This window comes from Natronorubrum sulfidifaciens JCM 14089 (assembly GCF_000337735.1).
Classification (GTDB): domain Archaea; phylum Halobacteriota; class Halobacteria; order Halobacteriales; family Natrialbaceae; genus Natronorubrum; species Natronorubrum sulfidifaciens.
In genome coordinates, this window is record NZ_AOHX01000026.1 from 51,589 (window position 1) to 73,013 (window position 21,425).

Below are 21,425 nucleotides of genomic sequence, written 5' to 3' on the forward strand. Positions count from 1 at the left end.
AGGCGAGCGACTCACTCGAGTCGGTATCGAAGCAGTGCCGCGATCCCGCCGAGATTGGCGAGTTGTTGGCCGGGTGGGAACTCACTCGAGAAGACCGTCACCTCGCCGCCTTTCTGTTCTGCTGTGCGAACGATGTCGTCGACGTCGATGGCCCACTCGCCGTCGGGGCCACGTTCTTTCCGGAGTCGGTCGTCGAGGATGAGCAGTCGTTCGATCGCGCCGAACTCGGCTGCCTGCTTGACCTCCTCGGGGCCGTAGGCGGCTTTCGCGCCCTCGGCGATCCGTTTCGTGAGTTCGTCGATGTCCTCGGCTTCGCTCTCGATGCGGGTCTCCTGTTGGACGTCGGCGACGGCGCCGCGTTTGAGTACTTCGTGGACGCCACGGTCGCCGACTGCTGCGGTGTCGACCATCGTGATCTGCTCGGTGATCTCGGGCACGTTCTGCTCGAAATACTTGTAGGCGTCCTGTTTCGTAAAGCCGGGCCCGGCGAGGATGATCGCGTCCGCGTCCTGCCGTTTGAGAACCGTGCCGAGTTCGGAGAATAACTCCGAGCGCCCACGGGCGTACTCGCCTTTCCCGGTCGTGCCGGTGATCGTCGCCCGCTCTTCGGTGCCGTACTGGGCGACCGTATGGACGTGGGCCTGTCCCTCCTCGACAGTTGCGATGGCGACATCGGGGTTTTCAGTTGCTTCTTCGGCTTCCTCGAGGCGAGCCTCCTGATCCGGCTTGAACCGTTTCTCGATCGAGAGTTCGTCGCGTTCTTCGACGTTCAAGGTGTGGTGAAAGCCCAACTGGTCCTCGCGCGAACAGGCGACGATCTCGCCGCCGACACGGAGCCGATTCGCGAACTTGTGGAACTCGATGTCGTCGACGGCGATCGCGACCCACATATGCTCGCGCTCGCCGCCGGTATCACGCATCTGGTCGTCGTTGCGCTGAATCCGTCGGGTCGTATCGCCCGCAACGCGGTCACCGGGCTCTAAGACGTACTGCAAGTGCCAGAGGTCGTCGACGCTCTCGGGGACGACGGTCACCCGTTCGCGCCCGCCCTCGACGTGCTCCCGGTCTTTGATCTGCATGGCCGTGGCTTTGCGCGGAATCGGTAAGTGGGCTGCGATCCCTCGAGCGGGGTGACTCGAACGAGTCTCGCGTGGTCGACGGGTTCGCTCGGCGTTCATATCGGTTCGCGCCACAGTCACGTTTGGTACAGTGTGGCATAGTTAGGGACGCGTTGTATGCGCGCCCGAAGCCAACGGTATGTATGAAGCTCGCACACGTTCAGCTCTTCGAGGACTTCGGCACACGCTCGCTTGCGATCCATGCGGTCATGGTCGTCGCCTTTGCCAACGCGATTCTGGCGGGGCTGTTCGTCGGGGGAGAGATCGGGCTCGTCTCCTTCGTCGCCCTGCTCAACTTCACCGCCGGGCTGTGGGTCGCCCACTCGATTCACTCGCTCGGCAACGTCTCGCACGACGACGAGTACAGCGGGATCATCAACGAACTGCTGGACACCGGCACCGACGACGCCGGCTCGGGCTTCGACACCGGCCGCTTCGGTCGCCTGCTCGCGCTGATCGCCGCCGTGACCGCGGTATCGTTGCTGACCTCCGCGCAGGTGCTGGGCGGTGAACTCCTGTCGGTCGCCGTCGTCGCCGTCGGCGCAATCGCGGTGATCACCGCAATCATCGGCTTCCTGATCGCGCTCGGGGCATCCTACGACGAGAGTCAGCAGAAATGGGCCGACCGCCTCGAGCACGACGCCAACGCGGACGCGGACGTCGATGTCGACGTAGATGTCACCGACGGGTAGTCGTAGTCGGACCGGTATCTCACCCGCAGCCAACTGTACGACATCGCCTGCGACTCCTCGACACACGCCATCGTGGACACGCGTGTCTGGACGATCCTCGAACGATTCGACGAAAGTGGGTGAGCGCTACTCCTCGGCGATCCGGCTGCCACCCGGCGGCATGAAGTGCTGGATGCGGTCCGGACTCGCGATTTTGCGGACGAACGACTCGTCTTCGAACTCCTCGCGGAAGCGTCGATACAGTCGCTTCGCCGCGTCGGCCTGGGCGTAGCGCCCCGGCTCGAGTTCGATCGTCGTCTCCGCGGTCGCCTCGATCGCTGCCGGCGGACCGCCGATGACGCGAGTGTAAGGCTCACACTGGATGCCGACCGCGACGCCGACCGGCGTATCGCGGTGGTAGGTGCGCTCGCCCCGGATCGCGAAGCCACCCTTCTCTAAGTACTCGCCGCTTTCGGGCGTCTTCGTCACCTGGTCGGAGTCGACGGCGTAGACGTCACCCGCGTAGCGGCCATCCTTCCAGACCGACGAGTAGGAGACGGCGAACTGGGCGGCCTCCTCGATACTCGAGTCGGGCAACTCGATATCCGAGGAGGAGGCTTCGCTCGGGTCCGTCGCCTTCAACACGGTGACGGGGCCGCCGTGGGCCTGCGTGTGCAGGACCTTGTCGCCGGGCTCGAGATACTTCTTGACGAGCTCCTCGTTCTGGTCGGCGTTGCGCCCACCGATCACGAGGTAGCCGTCGCTGGTGTGGAACCAGCGGAAGCGATCGAACCAGGGCTCGTTCTCGCGGATCGGAATCGAGGGCATCTCGAGCCAATTTGTCTCCTCTGTGTCCTCGTCGTCGGCTTGCTCGTCGCCCTCGTCGTCGGCGTCCCACTCGTCGCGGCGACGCTTTGCGTCCTCGAGATCCTCGCGGGTGTCCTCGATGGCCGCCAGCGCGCCTTCTTTCTTTTCTGCGACGCGTTTCGCCTCGGTGTAGAGTCGGTCGGCGTTCTGCTCGACGCCGTCGTGGGCGACGAGGTCGATCCGGTCGCCGTCGATGTCGACCGTCACGATCCCCTCACTGCTATCGATGCCGACGACCGCCTCGGCGGCTTCGATCCCGCGCTCGGCACCCTCTTCGAAGCGTGCTTCGATCTCGTCCCAGGGACGGTCCTGCGCGCGAGCGTCCTGAATCGTCGAGAGGATGTCGTCGACGAGGCCGTACTCGGCGTAGAGCAACTCGGCTTGCTCCCGAAGGTCGTCTGCCTGCTGTTCGAACCCCTCGATCGCGCCCTGCTGTTGGTCGATGATTCGTTCGTATTTAGCGATCTCCTCGCCGAAATCGGGTTTCTGTGTCGTTGGGTCCGGCTCCTCCTCGTCGTCGAGTTCTAGCCGGAAGAAGTAGTCGTCCAGCGCGGCCAAAAACGAGTCGTAGGGCTCGGCCGCCAGTTCGGCGTGTTCCTCGAGTGGGAACGGCGTCGCGTCGACGACACGAGCACTCTCGGTGCTGTCATCGCTCTCGTCGTCATCGTCGCCGTCTTCACCGTCCTCGAGATACAGTCGCGGCTCGAAGTTCGCGTTCCGAAGGTCGAGGGCGAGGCGTTCGATGGCCTCGTAGAGGCGATCGTAGTCGTCCTCGTCGGCGTCGGCGATATCCATCCCTTTCTCGATCCCGGCGCGGGTACAGATCTCCTCGGCGTAGAGGCCGCCGAAGTTGAGTTGCGTTGCCAGCGTTCGGACGATGTCTGTATCCGAGTCTTCCATCTCGAGGTCGAACGCCTCTCGGGAGACCGTCAGCGGGTTGAGCCGGCTGTCGGGGAACTCATAGCGCGAGCCCGGCACGACGGTTCGGGATTTGAGTCGCACCGTCTCGAGACAGTCGATCACTTCGTACTCGCCGTCGGTGACGGCGACGTTCCCCTGCCCGAACAGTTCGACGATGAGTCGGGTTGTGCCGTCCTCACGCTCGAAGACGAACTCGAGGATGCGGTCGAACTCGTACTGCTCGACGCCGGCGAAGTCAGCCCCCGAGAGTCGGTTCCGAAGCATCATCGCGAACTGCGGCGGTCGTCCGGGTGCGTCGGGTACCCGCTCGGGGGCGACCGTGTGGGCGCGTTTGATCTCGCCGACCTCGAGGATGAGTTCGATGCGGCCGCGGTCGAAATCTCGCATCTTGAGTCGGACGAGATCGTCGCCGTAGAGATACGCCTTGTCGAGCTTTGCGCCCTCGTAGGCCCCGAGTTCCCCGACGAGGGCAGCGAGGTCGACGCTCGTCAGCTCGCGCTTTGAATCCATACGTACACCTGCCCGGCGCGGTCAAAAAGACGTGTCGCTCCGGCGTGGCGACGGTCGAGGCTGCGGTCGGAAAGGCTAATCCGCACCCGGTACCTCCATGCGGGTATGTACGACGCTGTCGACACTGCTTGCCACCACGGCCAGCCCACACACGGAGGGGAGTGCCCATGAGCCAGCCCGATGACCGCCCATGGAAGCACGTCTCTCGGTTCCCCACGTTCGTCGGCCATCTCGAGGACGAAGGTGCGTTCTCCGTGCGCTCCATCGTCGATCAGATCGACGCCGACATCGACGTCGACGGAATCGTCTACCACGACCGTGGCATCCGCGCCCCCGGCTACGACGCCACCTTCGTCCACGAACCGTCCGGCGCGCGTGGCCGACCCGCGTTCAGCGTCGAAGTCGATACGATCGGTCCCCGGAACACCTGGGCGGTGTTCGACGCCCAGCTCGGCTGGGATCTGTACCTGCTCCAGACCGACGACGTGGCGGCGCTCGCGTGGGTCAGCGACGAGGAGTACAAAACTGAAGAGGCGACGATGTTCGAGTCGAAACACGACGCCCTCGCTGCCGGTCGCTTCTCGTTCGGCGTCTTTCTCTATTCGGGCAGCGACTGGGAGGAACGCCTCGAGCGAATCCAACGGACGGACGCCCCCGCCTACCTCAAACGCGACGACGGCACACCGATGATCCCACAGAGCCAGTCCGAGTTCTACGACTACGTCGGCTCAACGCCCACGGAGTTCCGGACGACCGCCGGCAGCGCACCCGATTATCTGGGTGTGCTCGAACTCGAGGTCACGATCGACTGAGCGGGTTCGTGGCCGGCTACAGGTCCCGCGTCAGCTCCCAGTCTTCGAGCGTGTAGGCCATCTCCCAAAACCGGTACTCGAGTTTCGCGCTCGTGAGGAAGGCTTCGCGCATGGCGTCGTGGTCGCCCGGGAACCGCTCGCCGCAGTCGTCGACGAACTCGCGACACCACGCGGTGGCCTCGCGGAACTCCTCGCTGGTGTACATGTCGATGAAGGGCGTGTACTGATGCTCGCCGTCGGCGAGGTCGGCCATATGCTCGGCCACGTCGAGATACCCCTGCATACAGGGGAACAGCGCGGCCGCGATCTCGGCGATCGAACCGTCATAGGCCGTCCGCACGAGGAAGTTCGTGTAGGCGACACAGGTCGGTGCTTTCTCGACTGACTCGAGGTCCGCCCGGGAGATGCCGTAGTCGGCGGCGAACTCCCGGTGGAGGTCCATCTCGTGGTCGAGAACCTCGTGGGCGACCCCAAGCAGATGGGTCATCGTCGCCTCGTCGCGAGCTTTCGACCCCGCGATCGAGAACAGCCGCGCGTAATCGAGCAGATACCGATAATCCTGTTTCACCCAGTGTTTGAACGCCCGCTCATCGAGCGTCCCTGCCGCGAGTTCGCGGATGAACGGGTGGTCTTTCTGTGCATCCCAGATGTGTGCGCCGTCCTCGAGCAATCGGTCGCTGAATGTCATCTCGTCTCGAGAAAGGGTGGCCTCGAGAATATATGTAATGAATACAACTCAGTTATGATCCGAGGCGACGTCGAGAACTCAGACGCGACTCGAGACGCGCCGCTCTCGAGTTCGTCCTGGTCACCGAAAAGACACGCCGCGGGGGTGCTCGTTCGGTGGGGGACGAACGAGCTGGGGAGTTCACGGCGCGCTGAGAGGCAACTCGGTGCCGTTGTCGGGGGTGGGGAGTGATGACAACGGTGCCGACGATCGTCGGCAACTAATACGTTATCCATAGTGCCGTATAAATTTTCTGGAGAGGTATTGTTATATTAGCTCTCGAGAATCGGCAATTGTGTCCCGTTCTCGAGCGTGAAACCACTCGATAGCGTCACGATTGGCGGTCCGACTCGAGCGGGCAGACCGACGAACACAGGTGTCGAGTAAAAAGCCGCGAGTTTCGAACAGCGAATCTCAGAGTCGCTTGCTGACGTACGGACCGTCCTGGTGGTAGCCGAGTTTGTTCCGGTAGTACTCCCGGGCACCGATACCGGAGATCACGCTGACTTTGTCGTAGCCCGCGTCAGCGGCGAGTTCTTCGGCACGGTTCATCAGGCGCTGGCCGTAGCCCTGATGCTGGTGTTGGTCCGTCTCACCCGTCCCGCCGACGGCGACTTCCGAGCCGTAGACGTGGAGTTCGCGGACGAGCGCCGTGTTCTCGAGTTCCGGCCGAACCGGGTCGTTCGGGAACCGAAGCCGGCAGAAGCCGACCAGCAAGTCCTGTTCGAAGTCCTCGAAGGAAATGTAGTGCTCCGTGCCGCCACAGGCGTCGTAAGTCATGACGTCGAGTTCGATTTCGTCGGGTTCGGCGTCGTTCATGCCGGCCTCGCGACAGCGGATGCACTCACACTCCCAGCCGTGTTCGTCCATGCGCTGGCGCGCGAGTTGGCGGAGGTTGGATTTCCAGACGCCGGCGTCGATAAAGTCCGCTGGAATGTCGCGCTGGACCCGCTGAAGGCGAGTGTATCGCGGGATCATGTCCTTGATTTCGGCGACCAGTTCGGCGGCCTCCTCGTTTCCGAGTGGGTCGTACTCGCCGTTGTGCCACCAGTCGTAGGTCGCCGTCCCGCGAACGATCAGCGTCGGGTAGATCTTCAGATAGTCGGGCTTCCACTCCTCCTGTTCGAAGATCCGCCGGAAGTCCTCGAGACACATCTCCTTGCTCATTCCCGGCTGGCCGGGCATCATGTGGAAGCCGACTTTGAACGCCGAATCGCGCAGGCGCTGGTTGGCCTCGATGGATTCGGCGACGCCGTGACCCCGGTGCATCTCCCGGTTGATCCGCTCGAACGTGGTCTGGACGCCAACCTCGACTTTCGTGCCGCCGAGTTCGAGCATCCGGTCGATCTGTTCGGGATCACACCAGTCGGGTTTGGTCTCGAACGTCGTCCCGATGTTGCGGATATCTGCGGTCTCGTTTTCCTCGATGACGTCCTCGACGTACTTCCACTCGTACTCCTCAGGGTCCTGTGCGAAGCTTTCGCCTTCTGCCGGTTCGGGCTCTTTCTCGACGTCGTAGTCGTTCATCGCCTCCAAGGCCCGCTTGACGAACCACTCCTGATAGTCGTGGCTGCGGGCGGTCATCGTTCCGCCCATCAAAATGAGTTCGGCCTTGTCGACGGGATGGCCGATCTCGCGCAGTTGCTCGAGTCGCAGCGTCACCTGCCCATAGGGGTCGTAATCGTTCTGGACGCCGCGGGCTGCAGCGGGCTCTTCGCCCGTATAGCTCTGCGAGGAGGAAAACTCTGAGTCGGGGCCGCCGGGACAGTACAGACACTTCCCGTGAGGACAGCGCTCAGGCGACGTCATGATCGCAACCGGCGAGACGCCTGAAGCGGTGCGGACGGGTTTGCGCTGGAGAACTTCCTGCAACTCCTCGCGGTGCTCGTTAGGGGCGTGATCGAGCAGTTCGGAGTTTTTCGGCACCTTCGGCGCCGAGTGCTCCGAACAGGCCTCGAGTTTGGCCGTCTCGAGTTCGTCGCGCTCGATCTCGCCCGCGAGAATTCGCTCGACGATCATCTCACAGACCTGTTCGAACGCGTCGGTTTCGGTTGGATCGGGCGTCTCGGTACTCACTGTACTGATTTGGTCGCCGTTTGCGAATAAGCGTGTCGGACTCACAACCGCTCGAGCCGACGCCAGTTCGGTCGCGGTCAGACTGTGGTGTACGCCGACAACTCGCCCGACGGCTCGAGGGCGTCGCTCGTCAACGGCTCGTCGCCGCATGGCCCCATGCCCGGCGAGTGCTGGGGCATTCGCGGTGCCGAGACTCGTCCGCGAACAGTTCCTCGATCGCCTCGAGCGGGACGTGACCCTCGATCAGCGAGGTGTCTCGGTTGGCACCACGTCTCGGATCGCAGTCAGTCAGGATTCGTACTCGACGTCCCGGTTCTGGTCTCGATCCCGGTTCGGAGTGGCTGCCGATCCGTGGTGGCGGTCTCGAGCCCGCTCTGTGGCGTCCTCGAGCGTCTCGGTCTCGAGCAGTCGCTCGAGTTTGTGCTCGAACTGCTCGTCGGTTACCTCGCCTGCCGCATACCGATCCCGAAGCGTCTCGAGGGCGTCCTGCCGACCCCGTGAGGGACGCGTCGAGTCGGCGGTTCGATCCGTCGACTGCTCCGCACTCGTGTCGGCTGCTTCAACCCACGTCCCGTCCCACCATTCTGCTCGCGCCTGCTCGTCGCCGAACAACAGCGCGACCAGCGGCACGACGACCAGGTAGCCGATGAGCATCAACGGGAGCCACAGCTGCCCGCCCCACGGGCTGAACATGAGCGACAGCCACACCCCGGTTACGATCATCGCCGTCACGCCAGTGATGTTCTCACGGAGCTGTCGGCCCGGCTCGGTGCCCATACTGATAGCTGTGTGACGGATCGACAAAGAAGTTTCTCAGGGGGGAGATGTCCGAACGGAGACAGTGGGCCGATTACGCGAGCGTCTCGCCGAGTGCCTCGAGGGCAGCCGCACGAACAGCGTCGCGTTCGCCGGGCAGGAACTCGATGTGGCCGTCCTGTCCGCCGACGACGCCGACACCGGCGTTCGGTGCGGCGTCGGCGATCGTTTCGCCGAGTTCGCGGACGTTGACGGACTCGGTCGCACGAACGTGGAGTTCGTCGTCGCCGAGACCAAGCGTCACGAACGGGCCGTCGTCGCGCTGACTGCGGTGGAGTGCATCCAGCAGCAGCGTCGTCGTCGGGAAGTTGTACCGGTGGACGAACGCGTCGGTGTCGAGAACGGCGACCGTTACGCCGTCGACGGCTTCGGTCTCTAAGTTCTCGCGAGCGGTCTCGAGTTCGGTCTCGAGTTTCGCGCGGAACTGCTCGGAGACGTGCGCGGCGAGGTTTCCGTCTCGTGGGGTCGTTGCCTCGCCATCACCGAACAGCAGGTCGATAATGAGTTCGCGTTTGTCCTTGTACGACTGGTAGTACGCCTGCAGCGCGACGGCTTCGCGGCGCTCGGAGACTGCTGTCTCGTCGTAGCCGGCCTCGGTCGCGAGGGCAGTGTAGGCCTCGGGGGTGTCCTCCCAGTAGCTGACGGCAGGGAGGTGCTCGAGGTCGGCGCGAACGTCGTCGTTGATGTGTGCAGCGATGTTCGCGGCGAGTGCCGTCGACGTCAGGTTCGAGACGTCGACGCCAGCAAGCGACGGTGTGACGGTAACCGACACGGCGTCGGTGATCTCGTCGTCGGCGCGGCTGTCGTCGATGACGACCGTTTCGGCGTCGTACAGCGACAACAGCTCGTAGCCGTCGATGGATTCGACGGTCGAGCCAGCGTCGACCAGCACGATCAGCGGCAGTTGCTCGCCGTGGCGGTCACGGGCCTCGAGCATCGAGGTGACGTCGTTGGTCGCCGCATCCATGTCGTAGACGCGGCCGTCGAGCGGTCGGCGCTCGAAGTAGTGGTACTCCGCGTCCTCGCGAGTGTGTTTCTCACGGATCAGCGGGAGGACGGCGCGTTCGATGGCTGCGCCGGCAACGTAGCCGTCGGCGGTCGCGCCGTGGCGGACGACGACCGGGCGAGCCTCCATGACGGCACGGCGGATCGCGGTCGCCGCATCGGCGACCTCGTCTTCGACGGTCGTGACGGCGTCGTGGCCGGCCAGCAGGTCGATGTCGGCCGGTCGAGCTTCGCTCTCGAGTGCGCTTTCGAGTCGATTCTGAACGGTCTCACGAGCCTCGCCCTCGAGGATGTCGAGGGTCTCGGTTTCGACCTGCAACTCGCCGTGGTGGCGCTCGACCTCGCCCTCGAGGGCAACGACGTCCTCGATGTCGACGGCGGGGTAGGCGCGAACGCCAGCCTCTTTGAAGGCGGCGCATTCGACGGTCGCGGTCTCGTCGCGCAGTTCGAAGACGGTCGGGCCACTGGTCTGTCGAACGCCGGTGATCTCGCCCTCGAGTCGGACGACGCTGCCGACTTGCGACTCGATCGTGTCGATCGTCGTTCGGTTCAGTGCCGGTTCGGTCTCGGGTTCGGCGTCGGTCGCCGGCGTCGATGCGGCGGCGCTTTCGGTTGCGACGGAGCCGTCGGCGCTGGCGACGGTGTCGGACGCGCTCGGCGCGCCAGCGCCGTCATCGGCTGCGGGCTCGTCGGCGGCCGTCTGCAGGTCGCCGGCGGCGGTGTCGGTGTCGGCATCAGCCTGCGACTCGTCGTCGGTCTCGTCGGCTGTGTCGTCGTCGAACTCCTCGGGGCGCTGTTCGCTGCTCCCCGTATCGATCAGTTCGCCGCGAAAGTCGCGTTCGCGCTGGCGGATCGACCAGCCGAGGTCGACGTTATCGTTGTCTCGGACGTCGAGAACCTGAACGAAGACATCGTCCCCGGGCTCCCAGTCGAGACTCTCGAGTCGTTGGTCGAGTTCGCTTCGGTGCAACAGGCCAGTGACGTGATCGCCGATGTCGACGAAAACGCCGAAGTCGGCGTAGCCGTCGACGGTCCCCCGGTAATACCGACCGGAGGTGAGCTGCGAGGGAGCGTTGCCGCGGAACTCGAAGACAACGTCTTCCTGATGACTCTCGCAGATCTCGCCGTCAACGGGTGTGCCACAGATGATACAGTTACCCATCTACTCGAACCAAGCAGTTTCGCCCTAAAACGGTTGTCGAAATGCGCTCGGCAATACTACACGGCGCGTGCGAGCGATCGCTTACTCGAAAACCGGCGAGTCGTCCTCGAGTTTTTCGATATCGTCGACGATCTTCCGAACGTCGTCAGGGAACAGCGACACCTGAATCTCGCTACCGTCTGCGTCCTCGAAGACGAGTTTGACACGCTTGTCACCGAACTCGCGGGCCTCGGCGGACTCGACGTCGAACAGCTTGACCGTCGCCGACTTGTTCGTCGGGCCGACGTTCTTGATCGATCCCTCGTTCAACTCCACCATGAACTCCTCGAGCGACAGGGTGAGCATACCCCCAGTACGGACCCCGGATAAAAAACGGCGCGCATCGGTCGCGGGGCCGGACCGGGCCGTGTGCCGGCGCTCGCGACTACTTTTAAGTCCCATTCGACCCAACGGGTCGCATGCTATGGAGCTCACCTGGCACGGCCACTCGACGTGGCACGTCACCGTCGGAGAGACAGCGCTGTTGATCGATCCGTTTTTCGATAACCCGAAGACCGACCTCGAGCCGGCCGATATCGACACGCCGGATTACGTGTTGTTGACACACGGCCACGCCGACCATATCGCCGACGCGGGGGCGTTCTCGGACGCAACGCTGGTCGCGACGCCGGAGCTCGTCTCCTACTGTCAAGACGAGTTCGGCTTCGAAGACGCCGTCGGCGGGATGGGGATGAACCTCGGCGGCACCGTCGAGTGTGGCGACGCGTTCGTCACCATGGTTCGTGCTGACCACACGAACGGGATCATGACCGAAAACGACGCCAGCGGCGGCATGCCGGCCGGGTTCGTTATTTCGGACACCAAACCGACACAGGTCGCGGACGAAGAGTCAACGGCGTTCTACAACGCCGGCGACACCTCTCTGATGACCGAGATGCGCGAGGTCGTCGGTCCGTATCTCGAGCCCGACGCCGCCGCCGTGCCGATCGGCGACCACTTCACGATGGGGCCGTGGCAAGCCGCCGTCGCCGTCGACTGGCTCGACGTCGACTACGCACTGCCCCAACACTACGATACGTTCCCACCGATCGAACAGGACCCCGAGGAGTTCGAACGCGAAGTCAAAGCGACGGGCAGCGACGCCGACGTCGTGATCGCCGAGGCCGACGAGCCGTTCGACATCTAGATCGGGACGACCGCCGGCGACGGTCGTCGATTTTTTCGCTCGGACGAACTGCCAACTGAGGGAGACGACCACCAGTAACGTTTACACCACCTGGTGTGGACGTCCCGAGTGCGATGACGAAAACAGTCACCACCGTCTCCGAGGAGGGGTTCAGTTCGACGAACGAGATTCGCGAGTTCGAGACGAGCATCGATCCGAACGGGGAGGACGCACCCGACACACTCGAGGCCCTGCTTGCGGCCTACGGCTCCTGTTACGTGCCGGCGCTGCGAGTCGGCGGCCAACAGCGCGGGGCAGACGACCTCGGGAAAATCGAAATCGAGACGAGCGGCGAACTCAACGATGACGACAAACTCGAGTCGGTCGCGTTCGAGATCCACGTCGAAGCCGAGGTCGACGACGACACCGCCGACGACGTCGTTGAGCGCGCGTTCGAACTCTGTAAGGTCCACGACGCGCTGAAAGACAGTCTCCACGCCGAGACGACCGTAACCACCGACGCGTTCTGAGATCGCCGGTTGTCCGGCCCTCGAGACACAGCATCGACCCGCGTGTTCGGCACACGATCGGGGCCGTCTCGAGTGGCCGGCGATGGAAACATGTACTCTCGAAAGAGTGTCTTGGTGAGTGATCACAACCCACATATTCGATGATACCTTCGAACCGAATATGCAACGCCGCCGCGGGTTTGGAGTCGTGTTGGTCGCGGGGATGCTCGTGTTGTCGGGCTGTCTCGGCGGTGTCAGTGCGGACGAGGAGGTCAACGCCGACGGGACCCTCGATGGTGAACTCGAGGTCCATCACATCGACGTCGGGCAGGCCGATTCGACGCTGCTCGTGACGCCTGCCGGTGAAACGATTCTGATCGATACGGGCGACTGGCGGGCGGACGGGCAAGCAGTCATCGACTACCTCGAGACACAGGATATCGACCGGATCGACCACCTCGTGGCGACCCATGGCCATGCCGATCATATCGGTGGCCATGCGGCCGTCATCGAGCAGTTCGAAACGCACGGCGAGGGTGTCGGTGCGGTCTACGATTCGGGCGTCGTCCACACGAGTCAGACCTACGAGAACTACCTCGATGCTATCGAAACGCATGAGATAACCTTGATTCAGGTTACTGAGGGGTATACACTGAACCTCGAGGACGAGGCTGTCGAGGCAACCGTGTTGAACCCGCCTGAAGACGGATCCACCGTCGGGCTTGATACCAACAGCGTCGCCCTTGCCGTCGAGTTCGGCTCGTTCACCTATCTGACGACTGGCGATGCCGACCGAACGGCCGAACAGCGGCTGGTCGACGCACACGGCGATGCGCTTGGGGCCGACGCCTATCAGGCCGGCCACCACGGCTCCTCGACGTCATCGACGTCACCGTTTCTCGACCGTGTCGACCCCGAGATCGCCGTCGTCTCGAGCGCACTCGAGTCCCAGTACGGCCATCCACACGACGAAGTCCTCGAGTCGTTTGCCGACCGCGGCGTCGAGACGTACTGGACCGGCGTCCACGGCGACGTCGTGCTCACGACCGACGGTACGGACGTGACGGTGACGACCGAACACGACGCAACGACTGATCCAGCGGTCTTACTCGAGCGAAAACACGACGCCCACTCGTCGACTGACTCGCTGACGCCACCGACGCTGCCCGGCGCGGCGCTCGAGTCTATGTATCTCGGAACTGTTGCCGTCGGACTGGAGCCAGTGATTGATACCGTGGCCGCGCTTACTCACAGCCCATGACCGACTCCGACACCGCAGTCCTCGACCGAATCGTCGACGGAACAACGGCTGTCCTGTTGTGCGAGGCGGACGGAACAGTAGTCGACGAACGCACTCTCCCTGTCGAGCGACTGCCCGAGGAGGGCCGCCACGAGGGGGCCGTCTTCGAACTCGAACTCGAGGACGAGACGGTTCGGACGGTAACTTACCGTCCGGCGGAGACGGCCGACCGGCGAGCAGCGATGCAAGAGCGATTCGATCGGCTCGCGAATCGACTCGGCGAGGAGTGATCGCGAGCACAAGCGACACGGAGCGAAAAACCAAGGAAGGGGGATGGGGTTCGAGTGGGGAGAGGTGTGGGATGATACCCCGCCAGCCAGCGGCCGGTAACCGCCCCATCGCGGTGCACGGCTCGTCGCCCGCACGACGACCGAGACAAGCGAGTGGGGCGCGAATCGTGGTGGCTGCGGGTATCCAACGACGGATGCCCTCCGTCGATGCGGTCAGGGTCCGTCGCAATCGGTGCTTGTGCGGACGACGTGATAGCCGTACTGCCAATGTGTGTTGGGACCGCCACGGTGTGTGCTCCCACTCAGTTCAGGAGGCATCTCGAGGAAGAGTCGTCTGAAACCGGGGCTGAAACGACAATGGGCATCTTCAAGGCGATCCCCGAGACAGATGCTGGCATGTTACGTTCGTTCGACGGAACGGAGCCACAGGTCGCTGACTCGGCGTACGTCGACGAGGCGGCGGTCGTCATCGGCGACGTCGTCATCGAGGCGGACGCCAGCGTCTGGCCGAACACGACGCTTCGAGGCGACCACGGACAGATCGTCGTCGGCGAAGGCGCAAACGTCCAGGACAACGCCGTCCTCCACGAGGACGCCGTCCTCGAGCCGTACTCGACGGTCGGCCACAGCGCGATTGTCCACGACGCGACCGTCGCCGAGCGCGCGCTGGTTGGCATGAACGCGGTGGTTCTCGACGGCGCCCACGTCGGCGAGCGTGCCGTCGTCGCGGCCGGCAGCGTCGTCACCGAAGACACCGAGATCCCGCCATCGACGCTTGTCGTCGGCGCGCCCGCCGAGGTGAAAACCGAGATCGACGACCCACATCTCGGTGCGACGGCCGACCGCTACGTCGAACTGTCGACGAAACACGCCGAGACATCCGACCGACTCGAGTAAGTCGATCGAAGCCGTCGATCGGAATCGACGGCATGTCGTGTGGTTGTGCTGATAAAAACGCTGATACAGCCACCGCACCAATCGGCTGCTATGAGCGACAACTCGTGGACGGACCGGATCGTCGGCGCGCGAATGACCGTCGATCAGGCGTTTTCGACACGGATCGCGGAGTCGGAGTTTTCGAACCAGCAGTGGAGTCTAATTATGACTGCCACGGAGTTCGAGATCGAACACGCCGACGATCCCGACCGCGCACGGATCGTCGCTAACACCGACAGCGTCGAGCAGATTATCCCCGAACTCGACAACATGCCGACCGGCATGGGCGCGATGGGCGGGCAGGGTGGCGGCCAACAGGGTGGCTCCTCGAGCGGTGGTCTCGTCGGCTCGATCAAGGGCGCGCTCGGGCTGGGCGGCAGCGACGACGGCGACGGCGATGCCGACAAACTGCGGGCCGCCGAACGGCTCACACAGGAGTACGCCGAGGAGTTACAGTCACACCTCGAGTCGGACGGACGCTGGGAGTCGGTTCGACAGGCGGCAGCCGCCGACGCGTAGCGGTCGTCTGCCGGCTGCGGTCAGACACTCCCAAGCCACAGCACCTATAGGTGCGCTACCCGACCGTACGGGTATGAGCGATGACGTTGAAACCACGACCGTCTCGATCAGCACCGACGATGACACGACCGACGAAGTGACGATTCCGTCCGGTCTCATCGACCTCGTCGCGGAGGGCGACCAGACCGACGCCGAAACGATCGGCGACGTCGCGCTGCTGTCGTTCGCCAGCCGCGCCCACCACCTCGTCCACCACGGACAGGGCGCAGACGAAGACCTCGAGGCCCAAGAAGCCCGCATCATGGACCTGTTCGAGGAACGCTTCGGCGTCACCTACGGCGAAGCAACCGGCCACCAGCACTGACCGAGACGACCGTCGGATTCGACACCGACTCGAGCGATAGATGACGTATGATCACGTGATCGAACAGCCACAGCTACCGCGCCGTCTCGGACTTCGAGGCGGGTGTTACGGATGGATTATAGTATCAACTGAATCCCGTCGGTCGCGACCGCGGTGAACGGATCGTTCTCGAACGGATCATCGTCGAACGGGCTGTCATCACTCGGGTCCTCCTCGAACGGGCTGTCATCGCCCGGGTCCTCCTCGAACGGGCTGTCATCACTCGGGTCCTCCTCGAACGGGCTGTCATCGCCCGGGTCCTCCTCGAACGGGCTGTCATCACCCGGGTCCTCCTCGAACGGGCTGTCATCACCCGGGTCCTCCTCGAACGGGCCGTCATCGCCCGGGTCCTCCTCGAATGGGCTGTCATCGCTCGAGTCGTCTTCCACCGGCGGCTCCGGCTCATCGGCCGCGTCGACCGTCACCGTCGTCTCGGCGAGGGCGTCCTCACTCGAGACCGTCACCGGATAGTCGCCGGGCTCGAGCGTAGCGGTATCCGCAGTCAGCGTCAGTGTCGTCGACTCATCGGGCTCGAGCGAGACCGTGTCGGTATCGACGACGGCGTTGCCGACGGCCAGTTCGATCTCCTGTGTTCCCGCCTCACCGCCGACGTTTTCGATCTCGGCGTCCACCTCGAGTGGCTCACCCTGTTCAAGAGGGTCGTTTGTGCCCGTGATCGAGACGGCGAACTCGGCTGGTTCGCTCGGCGCGAGTTCACCGGCCGTCGCCGTTGCAGCGGGTTCGACGGCGTCTGCGTCGTAGTCGTATCTGCTCATGTCGACCGCCCAGACGAGCCGTTCGTCGTCGGTTTCGGGCGTCCACTCGACGGTGAACGTGTTCGTCCCGGGCTCGAGTTCGTCGACTGGTTCGTCGGCCGTCGCCCCCTCGAGGAACTCGCTGTCGACCACCAGCGTCGCGTCGTTCGGGTTCTCGTAGCCGAAGGTGACGTCGATGCCGTCCTCGCTCGGCGTTGTCTCTTCGACGCTCAGCGTCGGCAGTTCGGGGCGAACCTCCGCGAGACACTCGCTGGCGTCGGGGTTCGGATAGTCGATCTCGCCCGGCACCGCATCGGGCGAGGCGAAGCCGGTGATCGCGACGCCGAAGTCGCCCTCAGGAACGGTGACGGTCGCGCCGGCATCGGTCTCGGTGACAGTGAACTCCTCGCCGGGCTCGTAGGTAATCGTCCCCTCGAACGGTGCCTCGACGTCCTCGCCGACCGTAATCGCGTACTCGCCGAGCGTGTTGCCAAAGCCACCCGACTCGTAGAAGCCGGTGGCGACAATGACCGTGTCACCCTCGTCGAACGACCCCGTCACCGCAGCCTGTGAGCAATCGATGAACTCGACATCGAACGTCGCCGGATCGCCGTCGAGCGTGTACTCGATCGGCTCAGTCGCGAGTTCGTCACCGGCCGTGTCGACGATGGCGATCTCGAGTGTCGTGTTCGCTTCGAGTGGGGGCTCGAGGGCCAGCGATTCGAACTCGGCGGTCTCAGTGGCCTCGAAGACCTCGCTTTCGCCGCGTTGCTCGCCATCCTCGTCGATGACGATGAGGCGATAGTCGACGCCAGCGCTTGCTTCGTCGACGACGGCCGTCTCACCATCGCCCGTCTGGTCGCTGACCTCGAGGGTCGCTTCCGGCTCGGGTTCGTCCTCGAGCGTGTACTCGATCGTCTCGGTCGCGAGTTCGTCGCCCTCGCTGTCGACGACCGCAACGTCGACGGTCGTGGATTCCTCGAGCGGCGGCTCGAGGGCGAGGTCTAGCCCAGTGACCGTCTCCTCGACCTCGAATGTGTCGCTCTCGCCGGACGTGTCGTCAGCGGTGGCCGTGACGGTGTACTCGACGTCTGCGCTCGCCTCATCGACGACGACCGTCTCGCCATCGCCCGTCTGGTCGCCGACCTCGAGCGTCGCTTCCGGCTCAGCTTCGTCGGGCTCGTCGGGCTCGTCGATCTCACCGACAGTGACGAGTGCCGTGTCGAGGACCGGTGCTCCGACAGGAGTGACGTACGGCTCGTCATCGGTACCATCGCTCGCTGCGTACTGGAACGTCTCGTCGCCGGTCGTCTCGTGGTGGACCACCGCGACGAGTGGCTGGTCGTCTTCGATCGGTGTCTCGAGGTCAATCTCAACCTCGCTGTGCGCGCCGGGCTCGAGGTAGTCCGACGAGCCGAGCACGCCGGCCGGGTCGGCGACGGCATCGCCGTCGTAGATCGCCACGAAGCCGCCCTCCGAGAGCTCGACGCTATCGACGACGACACTGTCGCCGTCACGCTCCTGATCGGCGAACGTGATCATCGCCTCACCCTCGAGTTCGTCGATTGTCTCGACGCGCTGGGTGAGTTCGACCGCGAGGAACTGGCTGAGTTCGACGTCGTCGTCGATCTCCTCTTGAACGGCGTACGCGGTCGCATCTGCCGCCGAGTCCTGTGTCAGAACCTGCAGCTGCGTGATGCTAATTCGCTGGTACTGCACTGCTCGAGCTGTCTCCTGACAGGCGGCGCTGGCGGCGAACTGAAGCTGTTCCACGGTCGCCTCCTGATGCTGGACCAGCACGCCGCTTGCGCTGCCGGCTGCGAGCACTTGCACCTGCGTGACGTCGATGACCTGTTTCTGGATCACAGCACCCTCGCCAGCACCGAACGAAGCGGCCTGAATCTGTTCGACGTTGACGACCTGTTGTTGGATCGCCGACTCGAGCGCTCCCTGTGACGCACCGATGGCGGCGTGTTGGATCTGCGTGATCGAAACCTCCTGTTGTTGGACGAGCACGCCACCAGCCGCCCCGTCAGCCGCGGCCTGAATCTGCTCGACAGTCGCCTCCTGACTCTGTGTTATCGACCCCTTGGCCGCACCGAAGGATGCCTCCTGAATCTGCGTGATCGAGATCCGCTGGACCTGCTCGATGCTGATCGACTGGACCTGTATCAACGCCCCCTTGCTCGCCCCGTGTGCGGCCGCCTGCGTCTGCTCGACCGTCACCGTCTGTTGCTGGACGAGCGCGCCCTTTGCAGCCCCGGTTGCGGCCTTCTGGATCTGCTTGACCGTCGCCCGCTGGTACTGTTCGACCTCGACGCGCTGTTCTTGTTCGAGGCCGAGCTCGCTGCTTCCCTCGAGCGCCCCTGCGGATGCGCCCGCGGCTGCGTACTGGACGTGCTCGAGGGTGACTTGCTGGCGCTGTTCGACCGTGATCTGCTGATACTGCTCGAGGACGCCGTAGGCCGCACCCTGTGCGGCCTCCTGAATCTTCGGTGCGTGGGTGATCTCTTTGTCACCGGCTTCGCTCGCTGCACCGGCAGCGGCACCGCGAGTTGCGACCTGAATCTGCTCGACGGTGACGCGCTGTTCTTGGGCGACCGCGCCGTGTGCTGCGCCCCACGTCGCACTCTGCATCTGGCTCGCTGAGACCGTCTGATACTGGGCGAGTGCGCCGTCGGTCGCCCCGCTGACGGCAAACTGGACCTGCTCGGCTTCGACCTGCTGGGCCTGCATGAGCGAGCCGTGGACTGCCCCCGTCGTCGCCTCTTGGACCTGCTCGACGTCGGCTTGCTGATGTTGGACAACTGACTCGCGTGCGCCCTCGAGCGCCGCCTCGCGCTGCTCTTGGCTCACCTCGACACCCTGAGACTGGGCGAGTTCGATCCCGTCGTCGACGCCGTCCTCGACGGCATCGTCCTGTTGAACCGACAGCGATGGCTGTGGACCGCTGTTCGGTGCATTCAGTTCCGCTATCGGCTCCAGCGAGACGAGCTCGAGGTCGCTTGCAGCCTGCGGGCTGTCGGCGGCCGCCCCCTCGGCGCTCACACCGTTTGGCTGGTCGCCGTCGGGCACGCCGCTACTCCCGCCGAGTGCCGGTACCGCCAGAACGCTCGTTACCAGCAACGCGGCGACGAGCGCGACGGCGACCGACCCCCGTCCGCTCATGGCTCGAGTCTCCCGTCGACGGGGACGGTCGGATGGCTATCGAGAATCGCCCCCTCGCCAGTCGGTCGCTGGCGTCGGCCCGTCGTGCAGTCGCCCCACCGATTGACCCTCGGACTCACGGATTGCATTGATTCTCTCACACGGAGTGACTGCATGCATAAGCCCCGCTGGTCGTTTCAGTTAGCGGTGAGACACAATCCGGGATTATCGTCATGGAACCCGACAGCTTGCTCGGTTCGATCGAGAGCCGGTGTCGAGACCGCGACCCGATCCGGCAGCCGACTCGAGTAGCCAGCCGAGTGAGAGGTAGCAGCCTGTTTCGCTCGAATCAGTACACCCAAGAGCGTACTGCGGACGCGAGGTGACGGTTCGGTGTCGACCATCTCGGAAACCGAAGTGTTGAACTAGGTTTACGAGAGTGGCAGTGGTATGGCAACAGAACAAAATTCGGTGGATCTCGTCGATGGCGATATCGTTCGTCAGTTCGCTCGTGCGGCATTGCTCGCCGCACTACTCGGCGCGGCAGCGCCCGTCTCGATACCAATCCCGCTGTCGCCGGCCCCGATCACGCTGCAGGTACTGTTCGTCTTCCTCGCCGGCCTCGTCCTGGGGCCGGTGTGGGGACCCACCTCGATTCTACTCTATCTCGCCGCAGGAGCCATCGGGCTGCCTGTCTTCTCGGGGATGAGTGCGGGACTCGGCGTGCTGGTCGGCAACACGGCCGGCTACCTCTGGTCGTACCCGCTCGCCGCGGGCCTGATCGGGCTCATGGTCCATCGAGACACCGAGCTTCGAGATCCCGCTGCCGTTTCGCTTCCGGTCGTCATCGTCGCGCTCGTCGTCGGGACGATCCTCATCTACGGCATGGGCACCGGCTACATGGCCTGGCTCCTCGAGCTCGGGGCGTGGGAGGCGATTTCCCTCGGTGCGCTGCCGTTTCTCCCCGGCGAACTGCTCAAGATAGCCGCGGCGATCGCCATCGTCAAAAGCGGCCGTATCAAGCCGATCCAGTCGTGAGCTGGCGTTTCCTGACCACGACGACATGATCGAGTTTCGCTCCGTCTCGTACGCCTTCGACGACGTCCCCGTCCTCGAGGACGTCTCACTGTCGATCGACGACGGCGAGTTCGTCCTCTTCGCGGGAGCCAACGGCAGCGGGAAGACGACGCTGTTGCGCCACTGCAATGGCCTCCTCGAGCCAGACTCCGGCGAAGTCCTCGTCAACAGCACGCCCGTCGCGGATGACTTGATCGCCGCCCGTTCAGCCGTCGGCATGGTCTTTCAACACCCTCGTGACCAGTTCGTCGCCGCGACGATCGGTGCTGACGTCGCCTTCGGGCCCGAAAACCTCGGTCTCGCACGCGAGGAGATCGATCACCGGGTCGAGGCCGCTCTCGAGGCCGTCAACATGGCCGGTCGCAGCGACGAGCGTATCGACGCGCTCTCGGGTGGCGAACAGTCGCGCGTGGCCATCGCGGGCGCACTCGCGATGGACCCGGACCATCTCGTCCTCGACGAACCCTTTACCGGACTCGACGACCCCGCTCGCCGATCCGTCCTCGAGCGCCTCGAGTCGCTCGCAGCCGACGGCACCGGGATCTTGCTGACGACTCACGACCTCCGTGACGTCGTCGACCTCGCCGACCGTATCGTCGCCATGAAAAACGGCGAGATTGTCGTCGACGACCCGCCTGAACGCGCACTCGAGGCACTGGCGGGACTCGAGGTTCGCGTCCCCGACACCTGACCACTGAC

At 64.1% G+C, this 21,425-nt stretch carries 19 protein-coding genes; 11 read left to right on the plus strand and 8 right to left on the minus strand.

Annotated elements, in window-relative coordinates; all coding sequences use genetic code 11:
* Nucleotides 1-11 precede the first annotated feature (11 nt).
* Nucleotides 12-1,079, minus strand: a complete 1,068-nt coding sequence (locus C495_RS03315; protein WP_008159997.1) for an mRNA surveillance protein pelota — start codon at nucleotides 1,077-1,079, stop codon at nucleotides 12-14.
* Between the two features lie 182 nt (nucleotides 1,080-1,261).
* Here C495_RS03315 and C495_RS03320 point away from each other — a divergent pair, with 182 nt between their 5' ends.
* Nucleotides 1,262-1,810: a hypothetical protein gene (locus tag C495_RS03320; protein WP_008160000.1), complete on the plus strand. Its 549-nt coding sequence runs from the start codon at nucleotides 1,262-1,264 to the stop codon at nucleotides 1,808-1,810.
* Between the two features lie 126 nt (nucleotides 1,811-1,936).
* Here the strand turns inward: C495_RS03320 and rqcH are convergent, their stop codons facing one another.
* Nucleotides 1,937-4,087 carry a ribosome rescue protein RqcH gene (gene rqcH / locus C495_RS03325; RefSeq protein ID WP_008160002.1) on the minus strand — a complete coding sequence of 717 codons (2,151 nt, stop codon included), beginning with the start codon at nucleotides 4,085-4,087 and terminating at the stop codon, nucleotides 1,937-1,939.
* Between the two features lie 167 nt (nucleotides 4,088-4,254).
* Between rqcH and C495_RS03330 the strand changes: the two genes are divergently transcribed.
* The gene (locus C495_RS03330; protein WP_008160005.1) at nucleotides 4,255-4,899 is read left to right on the plus strand and encodes a hypothetical protein; all 645 of its coding nucleotides are present in this window, start codon (nucleotides 4,255-4,257) and stop codon (nucleotides 4,897-4,899) included.
* A gap of 16 nt (nucleotides 4,900-4,915) precedes the next feature.
* Here the strand turns inward: C495_RS03330 and tenA are convergent, their stop codons facing one another.
* The 5 genes from tenA to C495_RS03355 all read right to left on the minus strand — a co-directional run bounded on the left by tenA (nucleotide 4,916) and on the right by C495_RS03355 (nucleotide 11,030).
* Nucleotides 4,916-5,587 (minus strand): thiaminase II, encoded by a 672-nt coding sequence (gene tenA / locus C495_RS03335; RefSeq protein WP_008160007.1) that lies wholly within the window; start codon nucleotides 5,585-5,587, stop codon nucleotides 4,916-4,918.
* Between the two features lie 453 nt (nucleotides 5,588-6,040).
* Complete coding sequence (locus tag C495_RS03340) at nucleotides 6,041-7,702, minus strand: tRNA uridine(34) 5-carboxymethylaminomethyl modification radical SAM/GNAT enzyme Elp3 (protein WP_008160009.1); 1,662 nt, start codon at nucleotides 7,700-7,702, stop codon at nucleotides 6,041-6,043.
* 288 nt (nucleotides 7,703-7,990) lie between these two features.
* Nucleotides 7,991-8,479 (minus strand): SHOCT domain-containing protein, encoded by a 489-nt coding sequence (locus tag C495_RS03345; RefSeq protein ID WP_008160011.1) that lies wholly within the window; start codon nucleotides 8,477-8,479, stop codon nucleotides 7,991-7,993.
* 73 nt (nucleotides 8,480-8,552) lie between these two features.
* The gene (locus tag C495_RS03350; protein ID WP_008160012.1) at nucleotides 8,553-10,685 is read right to left on the minus strand and encodes a DHH family phosphoesterase; all 2,133 of its coding nucleotides are present in this window, start codon (nucleotides 10,683-10,685) and stop codon (nucleotides 8,553-8,555) included.
* An 81-nt stretch (nucleotides 10,686-10,766) separates the two neighbouring features.
* Nucleotides 10,767-11,030: a hypothetical protein gene (locus C495_RS03355; protein WP_008160015.1), complete on the minus strand. Its 264-nt coding sequence runs from the start codon at nucleotides 11,028-11,030 to the stop codon at nucleotides 10,767-10,769.
* A 118-nt stretch (nucleotides 11,031-11,148) separates the two neighbouring features.
* Here C495_RS03355 and C495_RS03360 point away from each other — a divergent pair, with 118 nt between their 5' ends.
* From C495_RS03360 to C495_RS03390, 7 genes are all read left to right on the plus strand, one after another.
* Nucleotides 11,149-11,871, plus strand: a complete 723-nt coding sequence (locus C495_RS03360; RefSeq protein ID WP_008160016.1) for a metal-dependent hydrolase — start codon at nucleotides 11,149-11,151, stop codon at nucleotides 11,869-11,871.
* Nucleotides 11,872-11,984: 113 nt separating this feature from the next.
* Nucleotides 11,985-12,380: an OsmC family protein gene (locus C495_RS03365; RefSeq protein WP_049890152.1), complete on the plus strand. Its 396-nt coding sequence runs from the start codon at nucleotides 11,985-11,987 to the stop codon at nucleotides 12,378-12,380.
* Between the two features lie 160 nt (nucleotides 12,381-12,540).
* Nucleotides 12,541-13,620: a ComEC/Rec2 family competence protein gene (locus C495_RS03370; protein WP_008160020.1), complete on the plus strand. Its 1,080-nt coding sequence runs from the start codon at nucleotides 12,541-12,543 to the stop codon at nucleotides 13,618-13,620.
* Nucleotides 13,617-13,889, plus strand: coding sequence for a DUF3006 domain-containing protein (locus C495_RS03375; protein ID WP_008160021.1), 273 nt, complete (start codon nucleotides 13,617-13,619; stop codon nucleotides 13,887-13,889). Before C495_RS03370 ends, C495_RS03375 begins: the two co-directional genes overlap by 4 nt.
* Before the next feature lie 396 nt (nucleotides 13,890-14,285).
* The gene (locus tag C495_RS03380; protein ID WP_049890153.1) at nucleotides 14,286-14,786 is read left to right on the plus strand and encodes a gamma carbonic anhydrase family protein; all 501 of its coding nucleotides are present in this window, start codon (nucleotides 14,286-14,288) and stop codon (nucleotides 14,784-14,786) included.
* A 90-nt stretch (nucleotides 14,787-14,876) separates the two neighbouring features.
* Nucleotides 14,877-15,344: a DUF5799 family protein gene (locus tag C495_RS03385; RefSeq protein ID WP_008160025.1), complete on the plus strand. Its 468-nt coding sequence runs from the start codon at nucleotides 14,877-14,879 to the stop codon at nucleotides 15,342-15,344.
* Nucleotides 15,345-15,417: 73 nt separating this feature from the next.
* Nucleotides 15,418-15,708 (plus strand): DUF7545 family protein, encoded by a 291-nt coding sequence (locus C495_RS03390; RefSeq protein ID WP_008160027.1) that lies wholly within the window; start codon nucleotides 15,418-15,420, stop codon nucleotides 15,706-15,708.
* A 116-nt stretch (nucleotides 15,709-15,824) separates the two neighbouring features.
* Here the strand turns inward: C495_RS03390 and C495_RS03395 are convergent, their stop codons facing one another.
* Nucleotides 15,825-19,670 (minus strand): DUF7282 domain-containing protein, encoded by a 3,846-nt coding sequence (locus C495_RS03395; RefSeq protein WP_008160028.1) that lies wholly within the window; start codon nucleotides 19,668-19,670, stop codon nucleotides 15,825-15,827.
* A gap of 429 nt (nucleotides 19,671-20,099) precedes the next feature.
* On the opposite strand from C495_RS03395, the gene C495_RS03405 reads away from it, so the two are divergent.
* On the plus strand, nucleotides 20,100-20,687 hold the full coding sequence (locus C495_RS03405) for a biotin transporter BioY (RefSeq protein WP_008160031.1): 588 nt from the start codon (nucleotides 20,100-20,102) through the stop codon (nucleotides 20,685-20,687).
* Nucleotides 20,688-20,712: 25 nt separating this feature from the next.
* On the plus strand, nucleotides 20,713-21,417 hold the full coding sequence (locus C495_RS03410) for an energy-coupling factor ABC transporter ATP-binding protein (RefSeq protein ID WP_008160033.1): 705 nt from the start codon (nucleotides 20,713-20,715) through the stop codon (nucleotides 21,415-21,417).
* Nucleotides 21,418-21,425 lie beyond the last annotated feature (8 nt).

Coding starts and splice junctions, on each gene's coding strand:
- C495_RS03320 (WP_008160000.1), top strand. CDS start 1,262: ATGAAGCTCGCACACGTTCAGCTCTTCGAGGACTTCGGCACACGCTCG.
- C495_RS03395 (WP_008160028.1), bottom strand. CDS start 19,670: ATGAGCGGACGGGGGTCGGTCGCCGTCGCGCTCGTCGCCGCGTTGCTG.
- C495_RS03355 (WP_008160015.1), bottom strand. CDS start 11,030: ATGCTCACCCTGTCGCTCGAGGAGTTCATGGTGGAGTTGAACGAGGGA.
- C495_RS03360 (WP_008160016.1), top strand. CDS start 11,149: ATGGAGCTCACCTGGCACGGCCACTCGACGTGGCACGTCACCGTCGGA.
- C495_RS03380 (WP_049890153.1), top strand. CDS start 14,286: ATGTTACGTTCGTTCGACGGAACGGAGCCACAGGTCGCTGACTCGGCG.
- C495_RS03365 (WP_049890152.1), top strand. CDS start 11,985: ATGACGAAAACAGTCACCACCGTCTCCGAGGAGGGGTTCAGTTCGACG.
- C495_RS03385 (WP_008160025.1), top strand. CDS start 14,877: ATGAGCGACAACTCGTGGACGGACCGGATCGTCGGCGCGCGAATGACC.
- C495_RS03345 (WP_008160011.1), bottom strand. CDS start 8,479: ATGGGCACCGAGCCGGGCCGACAGCTCCGTGAGAACATCACTGGCGTG.
- C495_RS03405 (WP_008160031.1), top strand. CDS start 20,100: ATGGCAACAGAACAAAATTCGGTGGATCTCGTCGATGGCGATATCGTT.
- C495_RS03375 (WP_008160021.1), top strand. CDS start 13,617: ATGACCGACTCCGACACCGCAGTCCTCGACCGAATCGTCGACGGAACA.
- C495_RS03330 (WP_008160005.1), top strand. CDS start 4,255: ATGAGCCAGCCCGATGACCGCCCATGGAAGCACGTCTCTCGGTTCCCC.
- C495_RS03315 (WP_008159997.1), bottom strand. CDS start 1,079: ATGCAGATCAAAGACCGGGAGCACGTCGAGGGCGGGCGCGAACGGGTG.
- C495_RS03390 (WP_008160027.1), top strand. CDS start 15,418: ATGAGCGATGACGTTGAAACCACGACCGTCTCGATCAGCACCGACGAT.
- C495_RS03370 (WP_008160020.1), top strand. CDS start 12,541: ATGCAACGCCGCCGCGGGTTTGGAGTCGTGTTGGTCGCGGGGATGCTC.
- C495_RS03410 (WP_008160033.1), top strand. CDS start 20,713: ATGATCGAGTTTCGCTCCGTCTCGTACGCCTTCGACGACGTCCCCGTC.
- tenA (WP_008160007.1), bottom strand. CDS start 5,587: ATGACATTCAGCGACCGATTGCTCGAGGACGGCGCACACATCTGGGAT.
- C495_RS03350 (WP_008160012.1), bottom strand. CDS start 10,685: ATGGGTAACTGTATCATCTGTGGCACACCCGTTGACGGCGAGATCTGC.
- rqcH (WP_008160002.1), bottom strand. CDS start 4,087: ATGGATTCAAAGCGCGAGCTGACGAGCGTCGACCTCGCTGCCCTCGTC.